31 protein-coding genes are annotated in these 18,987 nt (G+C 43.4%); 29 read left to right on the top strand and 2 right to left on the bottom strand.

Going from position 1 to position 18,987, the window contains the following annotated elements:
- Positions 1-191: 191 nt before the first annotated feature.
- Both DOT_RS24725 and DOT_RS24720 read right to left on the bottom strand, forming a co-directional pair.
- A complete protein-coding gene (locus tag DOT_RS24725) occupies positions 192-1,307 on the bottom strand; it encodes a site-specific integrase (protein WP_009624317.1) in 1,116 nt (371 codons plus the stop codon).
- A gap of 28 nt (positions 1,308-1,335) precedes the next feature.
- Entirely contained in the window at positions 1,336-1,662 is a 327-nt protein-coding gene (locus DOT_RS24720; protein WP_009624316.1) for a helix-turn-helix transcriptional regulator, read from the bottom strand.
- A gap of 167 nt (positions 1,663-1,829) precedes the next feature.
- Here DOT_RS24720 and DOT_RS24715 point away from each other — a divergent pair, with 167 nt between their 5' ends.
- From DOT_RS24715 to DOT_RS30845, 29 genes are all read left to right on the top strand, one after another.
- Positions 1,830-2,048, top strand: coding sequence for a helix-turn-helix domain-containing protein (locus DOT_RS24715; RefSeq protein ID WP_009624315.1), 219 nt, complete (start codon positions 1,830-1,832; stop codon positions 2,046-2,048).
- Between the two features lie 254 nt (positions 2,049-2,302).
- Positions 2,303-2,815 carry an HNH endonuclease gene (locus DOT_RS28035; RefSeq protein WP_009624314.1) on the top strand — a complete coding sequence of 171 codons (513 nt, stop codon included), beginning with the start codon at positions 2,303-2,305 and terminating at the stop codon, positions 2,813-2,815.
- Between the two features lie 191 nt (positions 2,816-3,006).
- A complete protein-coding gene (locus tag DOT_RS24705; protein ID WP_040413431.1) occupies positions 3,007-3,414 on the top strand; it encodes a hypothetical protein in 408 nt (135 codons plus the stop codon).
- Positions 3,411-3,563 carry a hypothetical protein gene (locus DOT_RS30020; protein WP_207637074.1) on the top strand — a complete coding sequence of 51 codons (153 nt, stop codon included), beginning with the start codon at positions 3,411-3,413 and terminating at the stop codon, positions 3,561-3,563. Before DOT_RS24705 ends, DOT_RS30020 begins: the two co-directional genes overlap by 4 nt.
- 23 nt (positions 3,564-3,586) lie before the next feature.
- Entirely contained in the window at positions 3,587-3,835 is a 249-nt protein-coding gene (locus tag DOT_RS24700; RefSeq protein WP_050809958.1) for a hypothetical protein, read from the top strand.
- 12 nt (positions 3,836-3,847) lie between these two features.
- Positions 3,848-4,081: a hypothetical protein gene (locus DOT_RS24695; protein ID WP_040413430.1), complete on the top strand. Its 234-nt coding sequence runs from the start codon at positions 3,848-3,850 to the stop codon at positions 4,079-4,081.
- Positions 4,075-4,392, top strand: coding sequence for a hypothetical protein (locus DOT_RS24690; RefSeq protein ID WP_009624310.1), 318 nt, complete (start codon positions 4,075-4,077; stop codon positions 4,390-4,392). Before DOT_RS24695 ends, DOT_RS24690 begins: the two co-directional genes overlap by 7 nt.
- A complete protein-coding gene (locus tag DOT_RS24685; protein ID WP_009624309.1) occupies positions 4,373-5,047 on the top strand; it encodes a hypothetical protein in 675 nt (224 codons plus the stop codon). Before DOT_RS24690 ends, DOT_RS24685 begins: the two co-directional genes overlap by 20 nt.
- Before the next feature lie 4 nt (positions 5,048-5,051).
- Positions 5,052-5,318, top strand: coding sequence for a hypothetical protein (locus tag DOT_RS24680; RefSeq protein WP_050809957.1), 267 nt, complete (start codon positions 5,052-5,054; stop codon positions 5,316-5,318).
- Positions 5,319-5,348: 30 nt separating this feature from the next.
- Entirely contained in the window at positions 5,349-6,266 is a 918-nt protein-coding gene (locus tag DOT_RS24675; RefSeq protein ID WP_009624307.1) for a hypothetical protein, read from the top strand.
- A 14-nt stretch (positions 6,267-6,280) separates the two neighbouring features.
- Positions 6,281-8,470: an AAA family ATPase gene (locus DOT_RS24670; protein WP_242833911.1), complete on the top strand. Its 2,190-nt coding sequence runs from the start codon at positions 6,281-6,283 to the stop codon at positions 8,468-8,470.
- A complete protein-coding gene (locus DOT_RS24665; protein WP_009624305.1) occupies positions 8,463-10,340 on the top strand; it encodes an ATP-dependent helicase in 1,878 nt (625 codons plus the stop codon). The genes DOT_RS24670 and DOT_RS24665 overlap by 8 nt, the downstream gene beginning before the upstream one ends.
- The gene (locus tag DOT_RS24660) at positions 10,328-10,597 is read left to right on the top strand and encodes a hypothetical protein (RefSeq protein WP_009624304.1); all 270 of its coding nucleotides are present in this window, start codon (positions 10,328-10,330) and stop codon (positions 10,595-10,597) included. The genes DOT_RS24665 and DOT_RS24660 overlap by 13 nt, the downstream gene beginning before the upstream one ends.
- Positions 10,598-10,930 carry a hypothetical protein gene (locus DOT_RS24655; RefSeq protein ID WP_009624303.1) on the top strand — a complete coding sequence of 111 codons (333 nt, stop codon included), beginning with the start codon at positions 10,598-10,600 and terminating at the stop codon, positions 10,928-10,930.
- Entirely contained in the window at positions 10,927-11,775 is an 849-nt protein-coding gene (locus DOT_RS24650) for a phage Gp37/Gp68 family protein (RefSeq protein ID WP_009624302.1), read from the top strand. Before DOT_RS24655 ends, DOT_RS24650 begins: the two co-directional genes overlap by 4 nt.
- Positions 11,772-12,263: a hypothetical protein gene (locus DOT_RS24645; RefSeq protein ID WP_009624301.1), complete on the top strand. Its 492-nt coding sequence runs from the start codon at positions 11,772-11,774 to the stop codon at positions 12,261-12,263. Before DOT_RS24650 ends, DOT_RS24645 begins: the two co-directional genes overlap by 4 nt.
- Positions 12,264-12,282: 19 nt before the next feature.
- Positions 12,283-13,848, top strand: a complete 1,566-nt coding sequence (locus DOT_RS24640; RefSeq protein WP_009624300.1) for a DNA cytosine methyltransferase — start codon at positions 12,283-12,285, stop codon at positions 13,846-13,848.
- 12 nt (positions 13,849-13,860) lie between these two features.
- Complete coding sequence (locus tag DOT_RS32565; RefSeq protein ID WP_009624294.1) at positions 13,861-14,331, top strand: DNA adenine methylase; 471 nt, start codon at positions 13,861-13,863, stop codon at positions 14,329-14,331.
- Positions 14,310-14,690: a DNA adenine methylase gene (locus tag DOT_RS32560; protein WP_348982172.1), complete on the top strand. Its 381-nt coding sequence runs from the start codon at positions 14,310-14,312 to the stop codon at positions 14,688-14,690. The genes DOT_RS32565 and DOT_RS32560 overlap by 22 nt, the downstream gene beginning before the upstream one ends.
- Positions 14,642-15,535 (top strand): replication protein, encoded by an 894-nt coding sequence (locus tag DOT_RS24630; RefSeq protein ID WP_083824288.1) that lies wholly within the window; start codon positions 14,642-14,644, stop codon positions 15,533-15,535. Before DOT_RS32560 ends, DOT_RS24630 begins: the two co-directional genes overlap by 49 nt.
- 11 nt (positions 15,536-15,546) lie before the next feature.
- Positions 15,547-16,416, top strand: a complete 870-nt coding sequence (locus tag DOT_RS24625) for a hypothetical protein (RefSeq protein WP_009624291.1) — start codon at positions 15,547-15,549, stop codon at positions 16,414-16,416.
- A 141-nt stretch (positions 16,417-16,557) separates the two neighbouring features.
- The gene (locus DOT_RS31285) at positions 16,558-16,695 is read left to right on the top strand and encodes a putative metallopeptidase (RefSeq protein ID WP_009624289.1); all 138 of its coding nucleotides are present in this window, start codon (positions 16,558-16,560) and stop codon (positions 16,693-16,695) included.
- Positions 16,679-17,080 (top strand): putative metallopeptidase, encoded by a 402-nt coding sequence (locus DOT_RS24620; RefSeq protein ID WP_202798721.1) that lies wholly within the window; start codon positions 16,679-16,681, stop codon positions 17,078-17,080. Before DOT_RS31285 ends, DOT_RS24620 begins: the two co-directional genes overlap by 17 nt.
- The gene (locus DOT_RS24615; RefSeq protein WP_040413429.1) at positions 17,077-17,454 is read left to right on the top strand and encodes a VRR-NUC domain-containing protein; all 378 of its coding nucleotides are present in this window, start codon (positions 17,077-17,079) and stop codon (positions 17,452-17,454) included. The genes DOT_RS24620 and DOT_RS24615 overlap by 4 nt, the downstream gene beginning before the upstream one ends.
- Entirely contained in the window at positions 17,444-17,875 is a 432-nt protein-coding gene (locus DOT_RS24610; protein ID WP_009624285.1) for a hypothetical protein, read from the top strand. The genes DOT_RS24615 and DOT_RS24610 overlap by 11 nt, the downstream gene beginning before the upstream one ends.
- A 12-nt stretch (positions 17,876-17,887) precedes the next feature.
- On the top strand, positions 17,888-18,160 hold the full coding sequence (locus tag DOT_RS24605; RefSeq protein ID WP_009624284.1) for a hypothetical protein: 273 nt from the start codon (positions 17,888-17,890) through the stop codon (positions 18,158-18,160).
- The gene (locus tag DOT_RS24600) at positions 18,141-18,629 is read left to right on the top strand and encodes a hypothetical protein (RefSeq protein WP_009624283.1); all 489 of its coding nucleotides are present in this window, start codon (positions 18,141-18,143) and stop codon (positions 18,627-18,629) included. Before DOT_RS24605 ends, DOT_RS24600 begins: the two co-directional genes overlap by 20 nt.
- The gene (locus DOT_RS24595; protein ID WP_009624282.1) at positions 18,607-18,807 is read left to right on the top strand and encodes a hypothetical protein; all 201 of its coding nucleotides are present in this window, start codon (positions 18,607-18,609) and stop codon (positions 18,805-18,807) included. Before DOT_RS24600 ends, DOT_RS24595 begins: the two co-directional genes overlap by 23 nt.
- Positions 18,804-18,953: a hypothetical protein gene (locus tag DOT_RS30845; RefSeq protein WP_009624281.1), complete on the top strand. Its 150-nt coding sequence runs from the start codon at positions 18,804-18,806 to the stop codon at positions 18,951-18,953. Before DOT_RS24595 ends, DOT_RS30845 begins: the two co-directional genes overlap by 4 nt.
- The last annotated feature ends 34 nt before the right edge of the window (positions 18,954-18,987 follow it).

Genomic DNA, 18,987 nt, shown 5'->3' with positions numbered 1-18,987 from the left:
CCTAGTATGTGTCAAATATGAAATACTGACTATTAGCGGATCTTGAAAAACCACCTTTTTTACTCACTATCGCAATTAACAGCGTTGCTTTGTGTTTTAAATGACACGCTTTCAGATAAAACAGCCTACTCTGTGTACAAATCAGTGTACACGAAAAATGTACACACAAGAAAAAGCGGGTCAGGAAACTTTTATTTCTGACCCGCTTTTTTATCATTTCTTTTCGAAAATACCTCTTCTAGCACATCTGAAGCATGGTGATCCATATCAGGTAAAACATGTTGATATATTTCCCTTGTTGTTTGCACTTGACTATGACCTAGTCGACCAGAAGCAATCTTATCCGGTATCCCATACTTTAGCATGATTGTAGCATTAAAGTGCCGTAGATCATGGAATCGTATATGAGGGAGTTTGTTATCCTCCAAAAGCTTTTTAAAATGCCCACTATAAGAACCAGGTTTGTATTGACTGCAAATTCTTTCTGGGACAATTTTGAGAGATGATAGATATTTATTTATTGTGTCAGTAACGAATGCCGGTACTGATATTTTTCGTTTGCTAGTATCGTTCTTAGGATCCTTAATAATCCATCCTTTATTGAAACGGACATTAGTTTCTTCAATGGATATCTCATGCTTATTAAAGTCGATATCCCTTAACCGTAGCCCGAATATTTCCCCTCTTCTTAATCCACATACACCAGCCAGAAGAATACAAACTTCATCAAAAGTTCCTTCGACCATCCGCAGTAAGTGATAAAAGTTTTCTTCCTCTAAAATTGTTAACTGATTTCTTTTCTTCTTTGGCTTGTCCACACCATCGCAAGGATTAAATTTAATAAGTCTATTCCTGTATGCATCCTTGAAAGCACGATTAAGAAAAGTATGCAATTTACCCACTGTGTTTCCTGATAGGGTTTCAAGTTTTTCATTGTAGTATCCTTGGAGATCCATAGGCTTAATCTTCTTAAGTTTTAATTGTCCAATTTTAGGGACGACATGAACATCAATATACATTTGGTATAACTGCTGGGTAGTCTCTTCTAAATTGGCGGCGTAAACCTTAAACCATTCCTTAAGATAATTTTCAAGAGTTGCATTTGATTCTTGAACATATAGATTGTTTTCAATCTCATATTCGAGTTCATTTACCATTCTTTGAGTATCTTTCTTTTGAGTAGCGCTTCCGGGCACACCTTTGCCGTAAACCCTTTTCTGATTCCTACTACCATCTGATTTTTTCCAGGGAAGTTCAACTACACCAATCCAGCGTTTAGTTTTCTTATCTTGAAATACACTTCCCACTTGCCTCACCCCTAATCTTTATAAAAAATTACTCTTCTTTTTTAGACTTAATAAATTCAATATATTTAATTACGTCGCTTTTTTCGTTTTCAGACAGGTCTTTAAAAAGGTCTTGGAATGCTTTCCTGGCGACGTTATTCCTTTCCTCAGAATTACCAGTTATATAGTCGATGGAAACATTAAAGAAGTCTGCAATTCGTTTTGCGGCCATTAATCCTGGAACATGGAGCCCTCTTTCGTATTTAGACAAAACTGATTTTGTAATGCCAACGTGCTTTGCTAACTCTTCTAGGGAACACCCTTTTTCTTCTCGTAACGCAATCAATCTTTTCCAAAACAAATTATCTTCTTCCACTTTTACTACCTCCTTCGTTTATATTATACATATTTTGTGTCGTTTGTAAAACATAATCTTGCAATTCGTATCATAAAGTTAATATTTTAGGGTTGACGGCTAAGTGGACGAGGTGTAATATTAAGGTGTCGAAAACGACACGACTACTTAAGAAAGAGGTATATTGTATGGCAGTTGCGTCTAAAGCTAAAAAAATCACATTTGCCAAACTCAAAGGATTGAGAGCAGAACGCGGTGTTTCTATGGCAAAAATGGCGAAAATAATAGGTATTTCCGAAAGCGCGTATATTGCCAGGGAAACCGGACGAAGGGAATTCAAAATGTCTGAAGCCCGAGTAATGAGTAAATATTTCAGTTTGCCAATTGAAGAAATTTTTTTTAGCTAATTTGTGTCGAAAACGACACAACATTAAAACGTTACCAACAAAAGGAGGTGATCCCAACCTTGGCAGCGCCAAAGTGCAAATCCTGCAACTGGAACTTTCATTTCTATAAGAAAAGCTTCTGCAATCACCCTAATTCCCCAGATGCCAAGAAAAAACGTGCAACCTACATTCCCTCGAGGGAAGCGAAACCAAGCCCGGGTTGGTGCGCATTGAGAACTGAGTAACAAACAAGGCAAGGAAAAAAGGGGGGGCGTATGAAAAACCGCTTTGAAATCAGGGGTGATAAGGTCGCAATATTTTTAGATCGCAAAGATGGTTCGGTAATGGAGACAATGATAGACATTGAGGATTTAAATAAGGCTCAGGGCATTACCGGTAAATGGTTCGCTAGGTTTAGCTGTAATAATTTCTATGCAATAAACCTCTCTTCGAAGAAAGGTAAGGTTGAGACATTAAGGCTTCATAGATTGCTAACTAATTGTGCAGAGGGTATGGAAGTCGATCACATCAACCACGACACATTGAATAACACGAGAGAAAATCTTCGCGTAGTAACTCATATCGTAAATATGCAAAACCTTCCAATGAGGAATTCTAACAAATCCGGGCATCGCGGAGTTAGTTGGAATGAAGAGCGTGGCAAATGGAGAGTGACATTGAGATTAGATGGAAAAAAGAAATACCTAGGGCGATACAGCGATCTAGCTCAAGCGTGCCAAATAGCCCATCAAGCAATGTTGGACTCTATGCCAGGATACATTCCCTGAGTATATTAAGTTTCTAATCAAATTGGTGTCCACTGAGGACAAGCTTGTGAAAACGTTGGTTAGGAGGGAGGTGATGCCATGTCATATGAAATCGTTCCAAAGCGCGGCTACGTCGAGCTCTACATTGATGGTAAATTCGCGGGTAACTTCGACACTCAGGAGGAGGCTAAAGCGGAGGTTAATGCAGCGTAATGAGGGGAGGTGGAATCATGAAAGATCAGATCACAAATAAAGACCAAGCGCATGAAGCGGTAATAAGTATCATGCACACGCCGCGAGTCGGCTGGATTAAGAAAGGCAGTCGCGCAAAGTCGAACGAAAAAATCGAGATATCTCGGGAACTTGCGAAAGAGCTGGCCGACAAAGCTCTCGCCTTCTACCTGACGTTAGAATTACTTCCTTGTGATCCGTTTTGCAACTGCAAGCAGGTAGAAGCACTTCTCCTGAAAGCAGTCCATGAACTTCCTGATGGCGATACGGTCGATGAGCTGCAGCAAATCATGTTTAGATTCTGTCCGGCGTGCGGGAAGAAATATAAGGAGGAAGACGAGGTGAAATTATGCTCAGATCCATCCTCGAAGCAGAATTCGGCCCCATGACCGACACCGAATTCGAGGAACTCAAGGACCTCGTAGACACGGACATAAGGGTCAATCGATCTAACTTCGGCAAGAGGACAAGCTTCGCCGAGGAGTTAGAGATTGCCGAGAGTTGCTTTATTGCGATGGGGCGAGGGAGGGTTGCTTAAAAATTTGAGGGGGTGAGAAACAAATGAACGTCAAGGAAATCAACCTGGCCAAAGAAGGAACGCTCATGCCATGCGCTCCCGACGTTTGCCAAGAGTGCGCCGTGAAGCATGATCCAGCGATGCCACACAACCAACAGAGCCCTTACTATCAGTACAAGTTTTACCAGCAGAACGGACGTTGGCCATCTTGGGAGGACGCCTTAGCCCATTGCTCACCTGAGATGCAAAATCTGTGGAGAGACTCGCTGAAAAAGCGGGGAGTCATGATTTAGAGGAGGACAGCCATGGTACTAAAGCAAGCGTCAACCGCGCAATGTGTATGCGGACAAGCTGTAGAGTTTCCCGAGGCTCAGGTCAAAACGATGTGCCGTTGCGGAGCCATATGGGAGCTAGGTCATGCTGGATACTGGTCCATAACATCGTTTGTGCTGTTTTTAGCTAAGTCAAGGCTAAAGCCTGATGAGTACAAGCGATATCCAAGATCTAGGAAGCGGAGAAAGGCGGGACGAAGATGCTGAAAAAGGTCGCTAAGTTAATTCGCAAGCAACTTCTTAAGATTAAACGTTTCAATGCTCTTGTACAAACGTACCTGCAAAATCAGAAAGAGCAACGTCACCACGGGCAATGGAACCAGATCCTTCTCTCCATGGGTGGATCAGTGCGAGGTATGAACGCCGAAAAACAATCCCACAAAACTCTCGCTGAAGTTAGCGACGATGGAATCGTAGTCGACTACATGGATGGCCGAAAGATAGGCCAAAGGCATGTGAATCCTCTTTACATCGACAGTACGAATTGGGGAGGGGACCATGGAAGATTACACCTTTAGTAAATCGACCTGCGAAAAATACACTATCCGTTGGGGAAGTTACGGCTGGGCCGTATTCACCATTGATGAAGCAACAGGGTTATTTAACTGTCAATCCGACTATGGTGATTATAACTATATGTGGCCGAATCATGGCAGAAAGTCGTTTAAGCATTTTATTCTTGAGCTTGCGAGAGATACAAGTTACTTGCTCAAAAAGGTTAGTAAGCGAGAGGAATTTGATTACGAGGAAACCCTAAAAAGATGGAAACTCGTGATTATCGATGCTCGACGCGAGTTGCTTTGCAATAAGAGACAAGCTCGTGATGCATGGGATGTTATTACTGGATTAGATGACTATTCCGGTTCACTGGATATCCTTATTTATCAGATCATAGATAGTGATGCAATCAACGATGTTTGGGACGATCCTCTCGACCTATTCAGTATCAAGACGGATTACTCACCTCAAGCCTTAGTTTTTGCAAACGAAGTCATGCCGATGTTTGCCGAAATACTCCGGAAAGAAATCGAATCCATGGAAAAAGAAAAAGCCCCTGTTAGAGCAGGAGCTGAAAAAGAATTATCTCACCTAGATTGTACCATAAATCTGGCCAAAGTCGAACCGTTAGTGGATCGGGCATGGGCCGAAGAAGTTTTGGAGAGAGAGGATTGACGACATGTTTGTTTTGAGTGGCGATTTATGCCAAATGGCCGACCAAGAGCGCGAACTAAGGAGACGAGGCTTCTCTTTAGGGAATAGCGATGTGTATCCAACGGTGAATTCCGAGGATGAATATATCGATGCATTGCGGTTTATATGGAATCGAAGGGTTAATGGTTGGTGGAATTACAAAGATGATTACGTTAAGTATGGAATTTGCAGCGCAGAAGAGTTTAGTTTGGCGTTAAAATGGTCGGTTGAATCAAGGAAGTCCAGTATTTAGATTCAAACAAAAGAGAGCGAGGAAAGGAAAATGTCAGTAAACCAAACGAAAACCCAAGAACAATCTCAGGAAATAGCACTTTTAGGCGATGGAGCCGTATTTGTTAAGCGCACCGATTCAGGCCTCGTTAAAGCCGTTAAGGCACAAATCAAACTCGAAGAGAAAAAAGGCCACCTGGCCGAAATTCAAGGCAAAGTTATGATCACTGGTGCCGGCTACAACGAAATGAACAAGGTTGCAGGTGTCTCTGTTATTACCCCGGAGAAGTTAATGCTGCCAGATGGCTCAATGGTTGTGAATCCCTACCCGATAATTGATCCAGTATCAGGATCTATATCGAAGGTCTGGGTCAAGAAGATGGCAATTGGGTTAAGTCCGATCGGGAATTTGGTTATCACCACATCTACGCTGCTCTACGATATCCAGATGTATTTTATCCAGGACCTTGTGAAAAAGATCAAAAGAAATACTTCAGCTGGACGAATGTGCCTAGAATCTATGTTGACGGACGAAGATAAACAGAAGGGTATATTTTGCAGAATTGAAGGCGACTTAGGGGTTTGGGCTAACTTTAGTAATGTTGATACGCTTGCATGTATCGAAACCTTTATTCAAAATAAACTCTTTGCAGAGCGAAAAGCTCAAACCATTGCCGAACGCAATGCAATGAAAAAGCATCCCGCACTTGCAACAACCTTAGTTGTTCCGACTGGACCAGAGAAAGGCCGCACCGCTGTAGTCAACGTGGTTGGATTCTCCCATGATTTTTCACAGCAAGAACTATTAGATATTGCGCAAAAAGCAGCGGAAGGCGAACCGATTACGGTAAATAATAAAAAAGTTGAAGTTGTCGATATCCCATCAAGTGAGCTTACTGAGGAAGATTTGGTAACCAGTACTGATGAGGAAGAGAATCAGGAAGGCTCGAATGGCGGTGACCTTCTTTGATCAAAGAAATAACCATGCGCAACTTCAAGGGGCAAATGGAGTCCCAAAAACTCACTGGTAAAGACATCTTCGTCGGTCCCAATGGCAAGGGCAAGACAACTCGATTACAGGCTATCGGGATTGCCCTCCTTGGTTATGTGCCTGGTAAGGGGAAGCTTCCTGCAGAAACGTTTAAGCTCGCTAGTGCGGATACGATGTCAGTTGGTTTAGTGACTGATGATCTCACCTTTACCCGCACTTACACAAGATCTGAGAAGAGCGGTAAGGACGGGTCCAATAACATTACGGTTTCTCAAGGGATTGATTTATCTCCAAGTCGGGGAGAAAAGAAGGCAGCGGATAAAGAAGCAAGAATTGCCGTCGAGGTTGGAAACTTCCCTGTGATGCTGGATTTCAATGAGTTCCTCTCCCTGTCAGATGCCAAACGCAGGGACTTTATATACGGATTATCGGCTATTAAAACCGATCTATGGGATCGCACAAAAGTTGAGAGCCACATAAGATCCAAACTCCTGACTTTGGATCTTGAAGTAAATAATCCTGATCAATACAAAATTATGAGTGGATTAATAGCGGACGCCATGAAGGAATATCCCGAGAATGATGACATTCAGGCTGGGTTACAGTCGATGATCGAATGGTCCAAGGCTAAACAAACCCACTGGAACGACGAAAAGAAGAATGCAGTTGGTGCGGTCAAGAAGTTGGCCGACATGAAAAACCAATTAGCAGAGACTGACCGAAATATTGTGCAGCACAAGGCAGAATTAGAGCAGCTGCAGCAACAACTTATCGATAGCGAAAGCCAACTTGCCAAGGACCGGGAACGTAAACGCGCAATTGATCAGCGCCTTGTTAAGATCAGCGAACTTGGGATCATGATTGAAACACTGACCAAGAGTCAATCTGAGCCGGCTGCAGTAAATTATGATTCGATGATTGCGGATCGTCAGGGGAAGATAAAGCAGCAGGATTTTAAAGCAGAGTTTGTTAGGCTTGATCAAGAACTGCAATCTTTAAGCAATCAGTTAAAAGAAGCTAGGGAGCAGGAACGGGCCGCATATGACGCACTGTCCACAACCAAAGCCGAGAAATCAATGCTTGAGTCTACTTTGAAACAAATCGATGAGCAGTCGAAGAAAAATGGTACCGCTAGGGTTTGCGTTATACATCCTAAGATTGGATGCGACAAGGATTTTAGTAAGGCAGCGACGGTTTTTAGTCAACAATTAGTCGCGCTGGAGCAAAAGGAAGTCTATCAGCAGTCTGCATTAAAGGAAGTCAGGGCGCGGATTGAAGTTCTTGAGGAGAATAAAGCTAACATTGATGCGCAGCGCACAGAAACGCATAAAAAACAAACGGACCTCAATCAGGCGAACGAGGAAATCAGAAAATCGATTGCCGGCCTAGAAAAGAAAAAGGCAGACGAGGTAAATGCTGCAGCGCGAATCAGTGATCAGCTAAAGATGTACAAAGAGGAATTGACCAGGCTTAGAAATCTGCCTACTGAAGTGATTGCCCCTCTGGATATCCTTGAGAAGCAAAGCGAGGGTCGCAGGACACAGATCAAGGAACTTAAGGTCAAGCTTGAGGGGCAGGAGAAAGCTAAGATCACGTTAAGCAGCCTTAAGTCCACGATGATTGATTCTAAGACTGCAACATACAATGCTCAATGCGTAAAGGATCTGGCCGAAGCTCTAGGACCCAAAGGGCTACAAGGTGAGCTGGTAAAAGGGATACTTGAGCCGATACGATCTGATATTCAGACAAACCTCAAATTAATAGGACTACACAATGATTTCTATTTTTCTACTGAATCGGATACTGGCAAAGAAGTATTTCAATTCGGCTGGGAAAATGAAATAGGCGACAAACGCAACTTTGATGCCCTCAGCACCGGGCAACAGCTACTGCTACTTATTGCGATGCTGGTAACTTTCTTAGAGCGATCAAATCCACCACTGAAGGTACTGGCCATCGACAACATAGAGAACCTTGACCGAGTGAACTTCCGAAAGGCCCTAGCTGGCATGGACAAGCTCTCGGGTAAAATTGACAACATCATACTCTCTGGAGTCGTGGATTTGTACGAAACGAAGTGGATCGACGGCGAGGAAGTTAGAACATTGCTTCCGGAACTTAACGGCTGGGGAGTAACTGACCTTGGAGAGATTGCATTCGAGGAGGTGGAGCAAAGTGCCTAGCCTCTTAGATAGTCTAAACGAGCAACAGCTACAGGCAGTGACATCTGACAGTTCAATAATTCTCAACCTAGCTGGGGCAGGATCCGGAAAAACCCGGGTCCTTACCCACCGGATGGCCTACCTTCACCAAGAAAAGCGAGTGGGTACCGGAAATATGCTGGCGTTAACGTTCACCCGTTTGGCCGCTAAGGAAATGAAAGAACGGGTTATGAAGCTCGTTGGAACGAGCGAAGGGTATAAGTTGACGATTGGAACGTTTCATAGTTTTTGCGTTCAGGTTCTAAAGGAATGGGGGCACTTGGTTTCTCTAGAGAAGAACTTCACTATTTATACCGAGGATGATCGGAGAGCGATTATCCAATCGTGTATTGAGGAATTGGGGTACAAGGTTAAGATGCAGGATGTGCTAGACAATCTTTATACTATCTTCCCGGATGAATCGACAATATCTAGGGTGGCAAGCGAATATTATTATCGTTTAAAAAGGAATAATGCCGTCGATCTTGATGGACTGTTATTTTTTACAAAAGAAGCCCTTGCCTTTACTCAAGTTCAGATGTCATTGCAAAGTCGGTACCGTTACGTTTTTGTCGACGAGTTTCAAGACACTAACGATATCCAACTTGAAATCATTCAGTTATTGAATCCGGATAATCTTTTTGTTGTCGGAGATGACGCTCAGTCGATTTACCAGTTCCGCGGGGCTAATGTCCAAAATATCATCGATTTCCCGAACAAATATCCTGGCTGTGAAGTGATCAAACTCGAGCGCAATTATCGATCGACCAAGCAGATTGTCTTGGCATCTAATACGCTGATTAAGCACAATGTAAGTCAAACAGAAAAGAAATTGGTTACTGATCGTGATGGCGCGGATATTACTTATTTAGTTATGCCGGATGAAAGTATCGAGGCAGTGAATGTTGCTGACATGATAAGCGCGGAGTACAGGTTGACAGAAACGTGGTCAGATATCGCAGTTTTGGCCAGAACGAATCGACAGCTTCAAAAGATCAAAGAGGTCCTGGATCAGCGAAATATTTCGTCATTGATTATCTCGAGCCAAGACGATGTCTTCAAGAAAGATGATATCCGGAAGATCATTGCCTTTATCGAAACTGCCCTGAATCCAATGGATGACATGAATATTCGCAAGGTGATCAACTTCCCTGAAGCAAGGGTTACTGATCTCGAAATTCAAAACCTAGAGTTTGTTGCATTAGAACTTGGGCGCAGTCTATCAGAGGCTATGTATCTTGTAACAGAAAAAGAAAATCGATTCCTTAGTCTTTTGAAATTAATCAAAGAAATTACCGAAGAAAATGAAACCGCACTCGAAGTTATTAAAGAAACCATACAGAAACTTGACCTTAGATTTCATTATTACGATTTAGGACTAAATAATCGGAACGATGATATGGATACTATGCTTCACGAGGTCGAGAAGTGGCAAAATGTTCAAGAGTCACTTGGGGAATCCGGTGGAATCTATTCCTTCTTAAAATGGATAAAGACGAAAGACGTTCAAGAAAAGCTAGTCCAAGAAAAGGTAGATGCGGTCAAACTAATGACAGTTCACGCGTCCAAGGGCCTTGAGTTCACGGTGGTCTTCGTGATCGGAATGAACCAAGGTGTTTTCCCCAGCAAGAGAACTGAGGACTTGGAGGAAGAACGTCGGCTGTTCTATGTCGCGATCACTAGGGCAAAGGATCGGTTATACCTCACACGTCCGGAGCAGAGAGAAACTTATCCTGGCGGACCAATGAAGCTGCAAGTGGAGAGTCAATTCATTCGAGAGATTCAGGTTGAGCAAACGAAAGGGACAAATAAGCCGCAAAGAAAGGCGGTGGACTTTGGATGGCTGGAGTAGAATCTCTCGAGGTAAAGCTCAACTATTACGCCATGGCCGTTGCGATCCTCGCTAAATGTAATATCGAGACCGCCTTTGAAAAATTGCAGAATGACACCCCTGAAAAGGTTAGGAATTATTTTACGCCTCGGGACACCGAAGACATGCAAAAGCTAAGGGATGAAGGTTTATCGTACTATGCAATAGCCAAGATTTATGATGTTTCGCGGAGTACGATTATTGGCCGGTTGAACCGTAAGGAAGAGAGGGTGAGCTAGATGGGTGAAAAAAGAGCTGGCAAAGGTCCAATAATCATCAAGATACCACTAGCAAAATACCTCCGACAGATAGCGAAAGACTGGATAACTCCATATGTAACAAAAACGTATGGCGGTCAAGTTTGGATAAGCGACGAAAATCCAGGAAAATGCTTTGCCGATGAGGGTTTGAATTATATTGAGTTTAACGAATCGGACATATTTTATAAGCTCCCGAAGGAAGTTCATCAGCATATAGACCTAGAAACAGGATGCCATAAGTCATTGCCTGTGATACTGAAGGAGATAAAGCAAAAAGAATCTTCTGAATTAGAGAGGATTGATCCTAAATGAACAAGCAAGGAGAATACGGAATTCCATATTGTGACTATACGTGGAATCCTGTCACGGGATGCCTTCACGGTTGTAGCTATTGTTTCGCGGAGCGAATAGCAAAAAGATTTGCTGGATCTAAGGCGTTTCCCAATGGTTTTGCACCAATGTTTCACGAGAGACGGCTCGAGGAGCCTGAAAGGATTAAGAAACCATCACGAATATTCGTCTCGGACATGGGTGACCTCTTTGGAGAATGGGTGTCTGATAATTGGATTCTGAAAATATTAGATACGATCAAGGAATGCCCGCAGCATATATTCTTGTTGCTGACCAAAAACCCTAAGCGATACAACGAGTTTGAGATACCTGACAACGCTTGGATTGGAACATCGGTGGAGAACCAGGCTGCAGCCGACGAGAGAATACCTTTGTTATTGCAGGCACAGGCGAGTGTGAGACTTGTGAGTATTGAGCCGATGTTAGGGCCAATTAGCCTGAGATGGCTATCTGTTTGGGGAGGAAAGGGCCTGAATCCAAATTCATTATCTACTAAAGATCTTGACGGACTTAGATGCCTGGATTGGGTAATCGTCGGTGGAGAATCCGGACCAGGTGCACGGCCTGTTCATCCAACGTGGGTGCGAAGTTTGAGAGATCAATGCAAGGCGGCAAATGTACCATTCTTTTTCAAGCAGTGGGGAGAGTGGGGATGGTTTCAGGGAGGCCATGGTAGCATTAAACTTCCCGCAACATTTGTGGATGGCGAACCATTTAAGGCATGGATGGTCCGCGTCGGCAAAAAGAAAGCTGGCCGCATATTAGATGGCCGGACGTGGGATGAAATGCCCTGTGAACCAAAATGAGTAAAGATTCGCTATACGAGAAGCAATTCCAAAAAGTACATCAACTCCTAAAAGACCATGGGTGCAAGCCAACCTTTTCATTCTATAAAGATTATAAATCCCCCGTAATTCTTGGAGGATCCTCCTTTTATCAGACGGATAAAGAGAAGGATCTTAATCATGGTCCGAAAGAATGGCGCGAAGAAGTTGACGCCAACTTGGATGTTTGTGTACCAACCAAGAAAGCGTATTCCGAAAGAGAAAAAATCAGATTTGACATTGAATGGAGCCAAAAAGCCTGTCTGTACAGCATGTACGTTTCGTTACCAACGTCAGCCAGAAGTATCTCATTGAGCCGCAATAGGTATAAGACGCAAGAAGAATTGATGGCTGACGTTGAAAATTGGTTAGTCAAAGTAGGTTGCAAGAGGGCATCTAAAACGAAATTCAAAAACCCAGAATCTAAAGATTACGTTTCAGGATATAAGCAAATTGAATTGTTTGCTTGATTTCGGAGGTAAGCCAGCAGTGAATCCTCAACTAGAGATCATCGTCGATAACTTCGCAGGAGGCGGCGGAGCAAGCACTGGAATTGAAATGGCCATTGGACGATCAGTCGATATAGCAATCAATCATGATTCTGCCGCGATCGCCATGCACAAAGTCAATCATCCGGATACCTTGCATTATTGCGAATCCGTCTGGGAAGTCGATCCGAGAAAAGTAACAAATGGTCGCCCGGTAGCATTGGTATGGTTTAGCCCTGACTGTAAGCACTTTAGTAAAGCCAAGGGTGGAAAGCCAGTTGAGAAACACATACGAGGTCTAGCATGGGTAGCGGTTCGTTGGGCAGCTACGGTTAAGCCTCGAGTGATCATGCTGGAAAATGTAGAAGAGTTTAAGACCTGGGGGCCACTACTCGTAAACGGAAAGCCAGATCCCAAACAAAAAGGACGCACATTCAAGGCTTTTGTCCATGCGCTAGAGCGTCAAGGATATCAGGTTGAATGGCGAGAGCTCAGGACCTGCGATTACGAAGCCCCAACGAGTCGAAAAAGATTTTTCTTAATCGCACGGTGTGACGGGCTGCCCATTGTTTGGCCCGAGCCAACTCATGGAGATCCGAACAGTCCTGAGGTTAAGTCAGGGAAGCTGAAGCCATGGAGAACTGCGGCAGAAATTATTGATTGGTCAAAACCATGCCCAAGTATCTTCGAGCGCAAGAAACCGTTAGTTAAAACCACTATGCGGCGGATAGGCCGGGGAATCCATAAATTCGTTATTAATAATCCAGAGCCATTCATCGTCCAGATTGGGCAAAACGGATTTAGTAAAGATGATCGAAGTTATCAGCTTAGTCAACCACTAACAACTATTGTCACGAAATCAGAGCATTGCCTTATCACTCCTTTTCTCACCCAATATCACGGTTACGATGCGAATGCTCGCGGACAGGTTATCGGTAAGCCTATCTTAACGATTGACACCTCAAATCGTTATGGATTAGTCGCGCCATTTTTATCTAAGTTTTATAAGACGGGAATAGGCCAAAGTATAACAGAACCGCTCCACACGGTTACGGCATTTGCCGGGCATTTCGGAGAGATAAGGGCATTCCTAACGACCTACTACGGAAATAACGACGATCTTGGTCAAGCCATGAACGAACCACTTAGGACTGTCACCACAAAAGATCGGTTCGGTATCGTGTCGGTTAGCGTAGCTAAAATGGATAATCTCAGGAACTTAGGGCATTGGCCTAAGGTTAGAACTATATTGAACGATTACTGCGGTTATAGCCTAGCTGATAATGAGATTTTACTGTTTTGCGTTAATGGAATTTATTATTTTATTTCTGATATTGGGCTAAGAATGCTCATACCGAGAGAATTATTCGACGGACAAAGTTTCCCTCATGACTATGTAATTGACAGGGATTACTACGGAAAATATTATCCTAAGTCGGCTCAGGTTGCCCGTTGCGGCAACGCTGTAGCACCAGTGATTCCCAATGCTCTGGTTAGAGTAAATTTACCTGAGCTATGCGGCATAAAGAAACCGACTAAGCTGAGAATGCAAATGTCATTGTTTTAAGGAGGAATTACATTGAGTATCGGTCCTGTCCTCAAATATCCCGGATCCAAATGGAGAATGGCCGATTGGATAGTTGCAAATATGCCAATACACCATACCTATCTCGAACCATTCTTTGGATCCGGTGCCGTGTTCTTCACCAAAGATCCCGCCAAGGTTGAGACAATTAACGACGTTGATAACCATATTGTGAATTTCTTTAAGGTTCTCAGGGAGCAACCTGACGAACTGGCCAGAGTTGTTGAGCTAACTCCATGGTCGCGCCTCGAGTATGAAACCTATTTAACCTCAGCTAAGGAAAAGGACTATTTCCTTCAGTCGGAAGACCCCATAGAAAACGCTCGACGATTATTAATCCGGATGAACATGGGTCACGGATCGCGATCCAGTGATATGGGGGGTGGAAACACAATGTACAAACAAAAGGTTGTGGGAATTCTAGCTCGAGTTTATGGAAAAACATTCCGAACAGAATCTGCTTAGCCGCTCAAAGGCTAAAAGATGCACAAATAGAGTGTCGACCAGCAGTTGAAGTTATTAGGAGATATGGGTACCCCGATGTTTTAATCTACGCTGATCCTCCTTATCCGTTATCAACTAGACACAATCGTATGTACAAACATGAAATGACCAATCAGGACCACATTGAATTACTCGAGACGCTAGACAGTCATCCTGGGCCAGTACTTCTTAGTGGGTATGCTTGCGAACTTTATGATTCAAGGCTGACACATTGGACACGCAAAACGTTCAAAGCTTTTGCTGAAGGAGGTCGTGAGCGAGAAGAAGTACTTTGGATAAATCCAGTTGCAGCGAAATCGATCGGGACAACACTGTTTTAAATGAAGAAGGTGAAGAAGTGGCAGATGTACAAATTGACTCAGGCGATTTTACCAGAATTGCAAATGTACTACTGGAGAATATAGCACGACTTCACCTAAACGGAACGCAGTATTCAATTGTTCTTACCGTTTGGAGATTCACTTATGGATTTCAGAGAAAAGAGCATGATTTATCTATTACTTTTATCGCTAATGCTACCGGAATTTCCGGGAGGTCTATCAAAAAAGAGCTAAAAGTTCTCATTGATCGTAATATCCTCTTGGTTACAAAGGAAAGCACAAAGGCAGAATCAAGGACCTTAAAATTCAATAAGGACTATGAATCATGGATTGATGAGGGGACGTTTTGTTCCCCTGAACAGGGGAACAAAACGTCCCCTCCTGAGCAGGGGAGCAATTGTTCACCAGGGGAGCAAAACGTCCCCTGTGAGGGGAGCAACTCTTCCCCTCAACAGGGGAGCAATCCTTCCCCTAAGAAAGAAAGTAAAGATAACTTAAAGAAAGATATATATATAGTCTTCTCGCATTGGAATTCAAAAAAAATTATCACGCACAAAACTCTTACTGAAAAAATAGCCAACCACATAAATGCAAGACTCAAAGAGGGATATTCTGACGAGGAAATTATTGCGGCGATCGACAACTATGAAATCATACTCAGGGATAACGCAAATTACTTTTGGACTTACAAATGGGGATTAAGCGATTTCCTTGTTCGAGGGTTAGATAAGTTTAAGACTGAGAGCGATCCATTTACGAACTATGCCAATAAGGGAAAGACTAAAGGACCGCCAAAACCAAATAATAAAGCACCATCCAGCAAGTACGAAAAGTTTTACCTGTGAGGTGAATATAAATGCCGCGTATGGGCCACGCAAACCCAAGAACCTACGGAAAAATTCTTAAGGATTCGAAAAGAGAGGTTACACACGTTTACTCCGAAACAACTCGGAAATTTAACGTTGCCCATTACGAAACCACCGGAGAAGTTAAATATCTTGATGAGGAGGAAGAGGATATGCCGACGGTTGATCAAAAAGCGAACGCAAAGCGAATGAAGACCGAGATCACAAGCATTGAGCAATTTGAGGCAATTGGAAACTACAAGGATGTTGCCATTAAGTATCATGTCGCTGTCATGACTGCTCATGGGTTGATGAGATCGCTGAGGTCTAAAAAATCAAGGGAGGAAGCTGGAATGGTCGAGAAACAAGAGCAGGTTGATCATACCCCAACCCTGGAGGATATCGAGAAGTTTCACACGGACGTTCCTAATCAGGAATTGCCAAAAGTTGAGTTTGGGAAAACGTTAATTTTAAACTCGGATGAACTCTATGAATGCCGAGAAATCGTTAGTGAACCCTTATCCGAGGAAACTCAAATTAAGATCAACAATAGGGTTGAGCAGCTACGAAACGGTAGAAACATGGACGAGCCAGGAGAGGAAGTTACCTCCGTTACGTTCTGCAAACAATGCGGAGACATAATTATTCATCCGCCAAGCATTGGTGAACTTTGTGGAGTGTGCGCGGTTAACTGTCGAGATGAACTCGACAAAGCAGTTGAACATCTGGAATCAAAGTGGACAGGTGTGGAAAAAGTCCGATCTATCGAAGACCTATGGAAATCTGTTGAGTCAGACGTTGCCATTCTTCACAAAATGACGATTGCTCAGGCCGAAAAAGATTTTCAGACGCGGCTTTCCGGAGTGTTTGAGGGATGTTAAAGAGTTTAAATCTCGTGGTTAGCGTAACTGTTGGCTGCATTGTTTTGGTTTGGGTATTTGCTTTGGCTATGGTCTCGAGATCAAGGGAAGAGGCGTGGAATCGGATGGATAAGAGAAAAACCAGTGGAGGAGGTAACTGATTTGGGTTACGAAAAATCGCCACGAATCCGAGAAATAGCCGAAGAGCTGATTGATGATCATCATCCCCATTTGAAGGATGCTAAGGAACTCCTCGAGTACTATGTCCGGGATGACGGGGGGGGTGGATTGGACAGGTAAGTGCAAAAAATGCACAAGCTTTGAGCGATTTTTAACCAAAATGACGTTTCATATTTTCATCATCGAACCGGCATTTGAGAGATGGCCGATGGAAAAACTCAAAGCCCTTGTCGACCATGAGTTGTGTCACATCCAGCGTAATACTGGGATGGTCATTACCGATCCGAACACTGGCAGAATCCTCAAAAAGGAATGGGCAGATAAAGATGATCCTGACAGCTGGCACATTCGAGAACATGACGTAGAAGAGTTTTCGGATATCATCCACCGGCACGGGCTTTGGGAGCATGGGATAGAGAAGTTTGCCGAAGCCGTCAGGGAAGCCGAGTATCAAATGACGATTTACGATGCCGAAGGCGAACGGGAGATGAAATTAGTGAAATGAACCATAACGAAAGCGATGAGCAAATCTCTCTTTTCCAGTGGGCTAATCTAATGCTATATCAACACCCTGAACTATCACTACTCCACTCAATACCAAACGGAGGCAAGCGAAACGCCAGGGAAGCAGCACGATTGAAACGAGAAGGAGCATTGGCAGGAGTTAGCGATATCTTCCTGCCGGTAGCCAGAGGCGGTTATCATGGACTATATATTGAGCTAAAAGTAAAAGGTGGAAAATTGAGCACTGCCCAGGAATGGTGGTTATGGGAAACGGAATGCCAAGGATATTGCTCGAAGGTTTGTTTCGGATGGATAGAAGCCAAGGAAGTTATCGAGAAATATCTAGGAGGAGGATTGAAGACAAATGTATCTTGAGATCGTTAGTGAAGACGCGAGAATCGTATCAGATGTCTTAGAAGAGCTTAAAAGGGCTATGTCTAAAAAGCCTTTGTTTACTTGCCCACATCACGGTTACGCCATCATCTTAGAAGAAATGGATGAGCTTTGGGATGAAGTGAAAAAGAAAAAATTCGAACGCGATATTAAGAACATGCGATCAGAAGCGGTACAGGTAGCAGCTATGGCAATTAAGTTTATCATGTCGATGGAAAATGACTGGAAGCCGATAAGCCAGAATAAAAGATCCGAAAGGGATTTCACGGAAGAAGAACTGCAAAACGAAATAAAGTGCAAACAGTGTCGGTATTCCTTTATGACGGAGGATGCACTTGCTGAGCTAGGTAGCGATCCATGTGATATATGCCATGATCTTAGTGGATGGAAACCGAAAGAGTAGGTGCTGGGACAAATGGCACGCATTAAAGTGTGGTACCGTTGCCCGACATGCCAGAAGCAGCACAATAAAGAATCCGATGCCATAGCGTGCCGGAATAACCACCCAATCCTCGCAGAAAGTTGGGCGGTAGGAAAAGACGGAAAAGCGGTTCGAATTTCCGATCACTGTGCTCCAAATGGGTTAGGTGGAATCAATTGGGCTTTGCGAGAGGCTGATTTGAGTGACAACATAAAAATTCGGACAAGGCAACTAGAGGAGGAAACCGATGAAAGAAATGAGCGCTAAAACAATTCTCAAAGCTCTGAGAGAAAGGCATCAAGAAAGAGAATGGGCGTTTTTTAGAGAACTAAGAGTTGGAACAGGCTATCGGAATGTTGAAAAAGGACTAAATCCAGAACAACGTCTTGATGCGTGGGCAATCAACCTCTATCCGAGCAAAAACTTCCTGCGTATAGCCTACGAAATAAAAGTGAGTCGTGGTGATTTCTTGCGGGAAATTAACAATCCTCAGAAGCGAGAACAGGCCCTACAACTTTCCAATCAATTTTACTTCGCGGCTCCGGTGGGATTGATTAAACCCGAAGAAATACCAGAGGAAGTTGGGCTAATCGAGGTATTTGACGAATGGCAAAGCATGATTAAAGTTTCGGCTCCAGTTAGAGAAGGTGGAGAGCTGCCTTGGCAGTTCTTAGCATCGATAGCTAGGCGGGTACAACGGGAGGAAATCGAACATGAAACATCTTCTAGTATTTAACGGTCAGTATTATGCCGGGGAAAATACAGAGGATAACAAACTTATCTTCGTTTCGGAAAGATCAAACGCTATGCCGATCGATGAGAGAAGGTTGAGATATATCATGCAGACTATATTCAATTGGTTTATGGCTAGAGAGATTGAGTTGAAGAGGATCGAGGTGCTTAAGGTTGTGTGAATGCCGAAAGTGTAAGGGACAAGCTTGCCAATGCCCAACTTGTGATGAAAAGGATAAGTGTAAATATCCGAAGTATGATATCTGCAGGTGGGACGTTCTTAGTAAAAGCATTAAAGCTTGTGGATAATGTTGTGGACAAGCTGTGAATAAAGGGGTGACTTAATTCGAAAGGGGTGGCCA

The sequence above is a fragment of the Desulfosporosinus sp. OT genome (assembly GCF_000224515.1).
In the GTDB taxonomy this organism is placed as follows: Bacteria; Bacillota; Desulfitobacteriia; order Desulfitobacteriales; family Desulfitobacteriaceae; genus Desulfosporosinus.
The sequence above is the reverse complement of the archived record's forward strand: the minus strand, read 5'-3'. Positions and strand labels throughout refer to the sequence as shown.

Bases quoted from the DNA above. Each gene is read 5' to 3' on its own strand.
- DOT_RS24675 (WP_009624307.1), top strand. From the start codon at position 5,349: ATGTCAGTAAACCAAACGAAAACCCAAGAACAATCTCAGGAAATAGCA.
- DOT_RS24605 (WP_009624284.1), top strand. From the start codon at position 17,888: ATGGCACGCATTAAAGTGTGGTACCGTTGCCCGACATGCCAGAAGCAG.
- DOT_RS24690 (WP_009624310.1), top strand. From the start codon at position 4,075: ATGCTGAAAAAGGTCGCTAAGTTAATTCGCAAGCAACTTCTTAAGATT.
- DOT_RS24695 (WP_040413430.1), top strand. From the start codon at position 3,848: ATGGTACTAAAGCAAGCGTCAACCGCGCAATGTGTATGCGGACAAGCT.
- DOT_RS24610 (WP_009624285.1), top strand. From the start codon at position 17,444: ATGTATCTTGAGATCGTTAGTGAAGACGCGAGAATCGTATCAGATGTC.
- DOT_RS24615 (WP_040413429.1), top strand. From the start codon at position 17,077: ATGAACCATAACGAAAGCGATGAGCAAATCTCTCTTTTCCAGTGGGCT.
- DOT_RS24700 (WP_050809958.1), top strand. From the start codon at position 3,587: ATGAACGTCAAGGAAATCAACCTGGCCAAAGAAGGAACGCTCATGCCA.
- DOT_RS24650 (WP_009624302.1), top strand. From the start codon at position 10,927: ATGAACAAGCAAGGAGAATACGGAATTCCATATTGTGACTATACGTGG.
- DOT_RS30020 (WP_207637074.1), top strand. From the start codon at position 3,411: ATGACCGACACCGAATTCGAGGAACTCAAGGACCTCGTAGACACGGAC.
- DOT_RS24680 (WP_050809957.1), top strand. From the start codon at position 5,052: ATGTTTGTTTTGAGTGGCGATTTATGCCAAATGGCCGACCAAGAGCGC.
- DOT_RS24670 (WP_242833911.1), top strand. From the start codon at position 6,281: ATGCGCAACTTCAAGGGGCAAATGGAGTCCCAAAAACTCACTGGTAAA.
- DOT_RS24655 (WP_009624303.1), top strand. From the start codon at position 10,598: ATGGGTGAAAAAAGAGCTGGCAAAGGTCCAATAATCATCAAGATACCA.
- DOT_RS24625 (WP_009624291.1), top strand. From the start codon at position 15,547: ATGCCGCGTATGGGCCACGCAAACCCAAGAACCTACGGAAAAATTCTT.
- DOT_RS28035 (WP_009624314.1), top strand. From the start codon at position 2,303: ATGAAAAACCGCTTTGAAATCAGGGGTGATAAGGTCGCAATATTTTTA.
- DOT_RS24645 (WP_009624301.1), top strand. From the start codon at position 11,772: ATGAGTAAAGATTCGCTATACGAGAAGCAATTCCAAAAAGTACATCAA.
- DOT_RS24600 (WP_009624283.1), top strand. From the start codon at position 18,141: ATGAAAGAAATGAGCGCTAAAACAATTCTCAAAGCTCTGAGAGAAAGG.
- DOT_RS24595 (WP_009624282.1), top strand. From the start codon at position 18,607: ATGAAACATCTTCTAGTATTTAACGGTCAGTATTATGCCGGGGAAAAT.
- DOT_RS24660 (WP_009624304.1), top strand. From the start codon at position 10,328: ATGGCTGGAGTAGAATCTCTCGAGGTAAAGCTCAACTATTACGCCATG.
- DOT_RS24705 (WP_040413431.1), top strand. From the start codon at position 3,007: ATGAGGGGAGGTGGAATCATGAAAGATCAGATCACAAATAAAGACCAA.
- DOT_RS24715 (WP_009624315.1), top strand. From the start codon at position 1,830: ATGGCAGTTGCGTCTAAAGCTAAAAAAATCACATTTGCCAAACTCAAA.
- DOT_RS24685 (WP_009624309.1), top strand. From the start codon at position 4,373: ATGGAAGATTACACCTTTAGTAAATCGACCTGCGAAAAATACACTATC.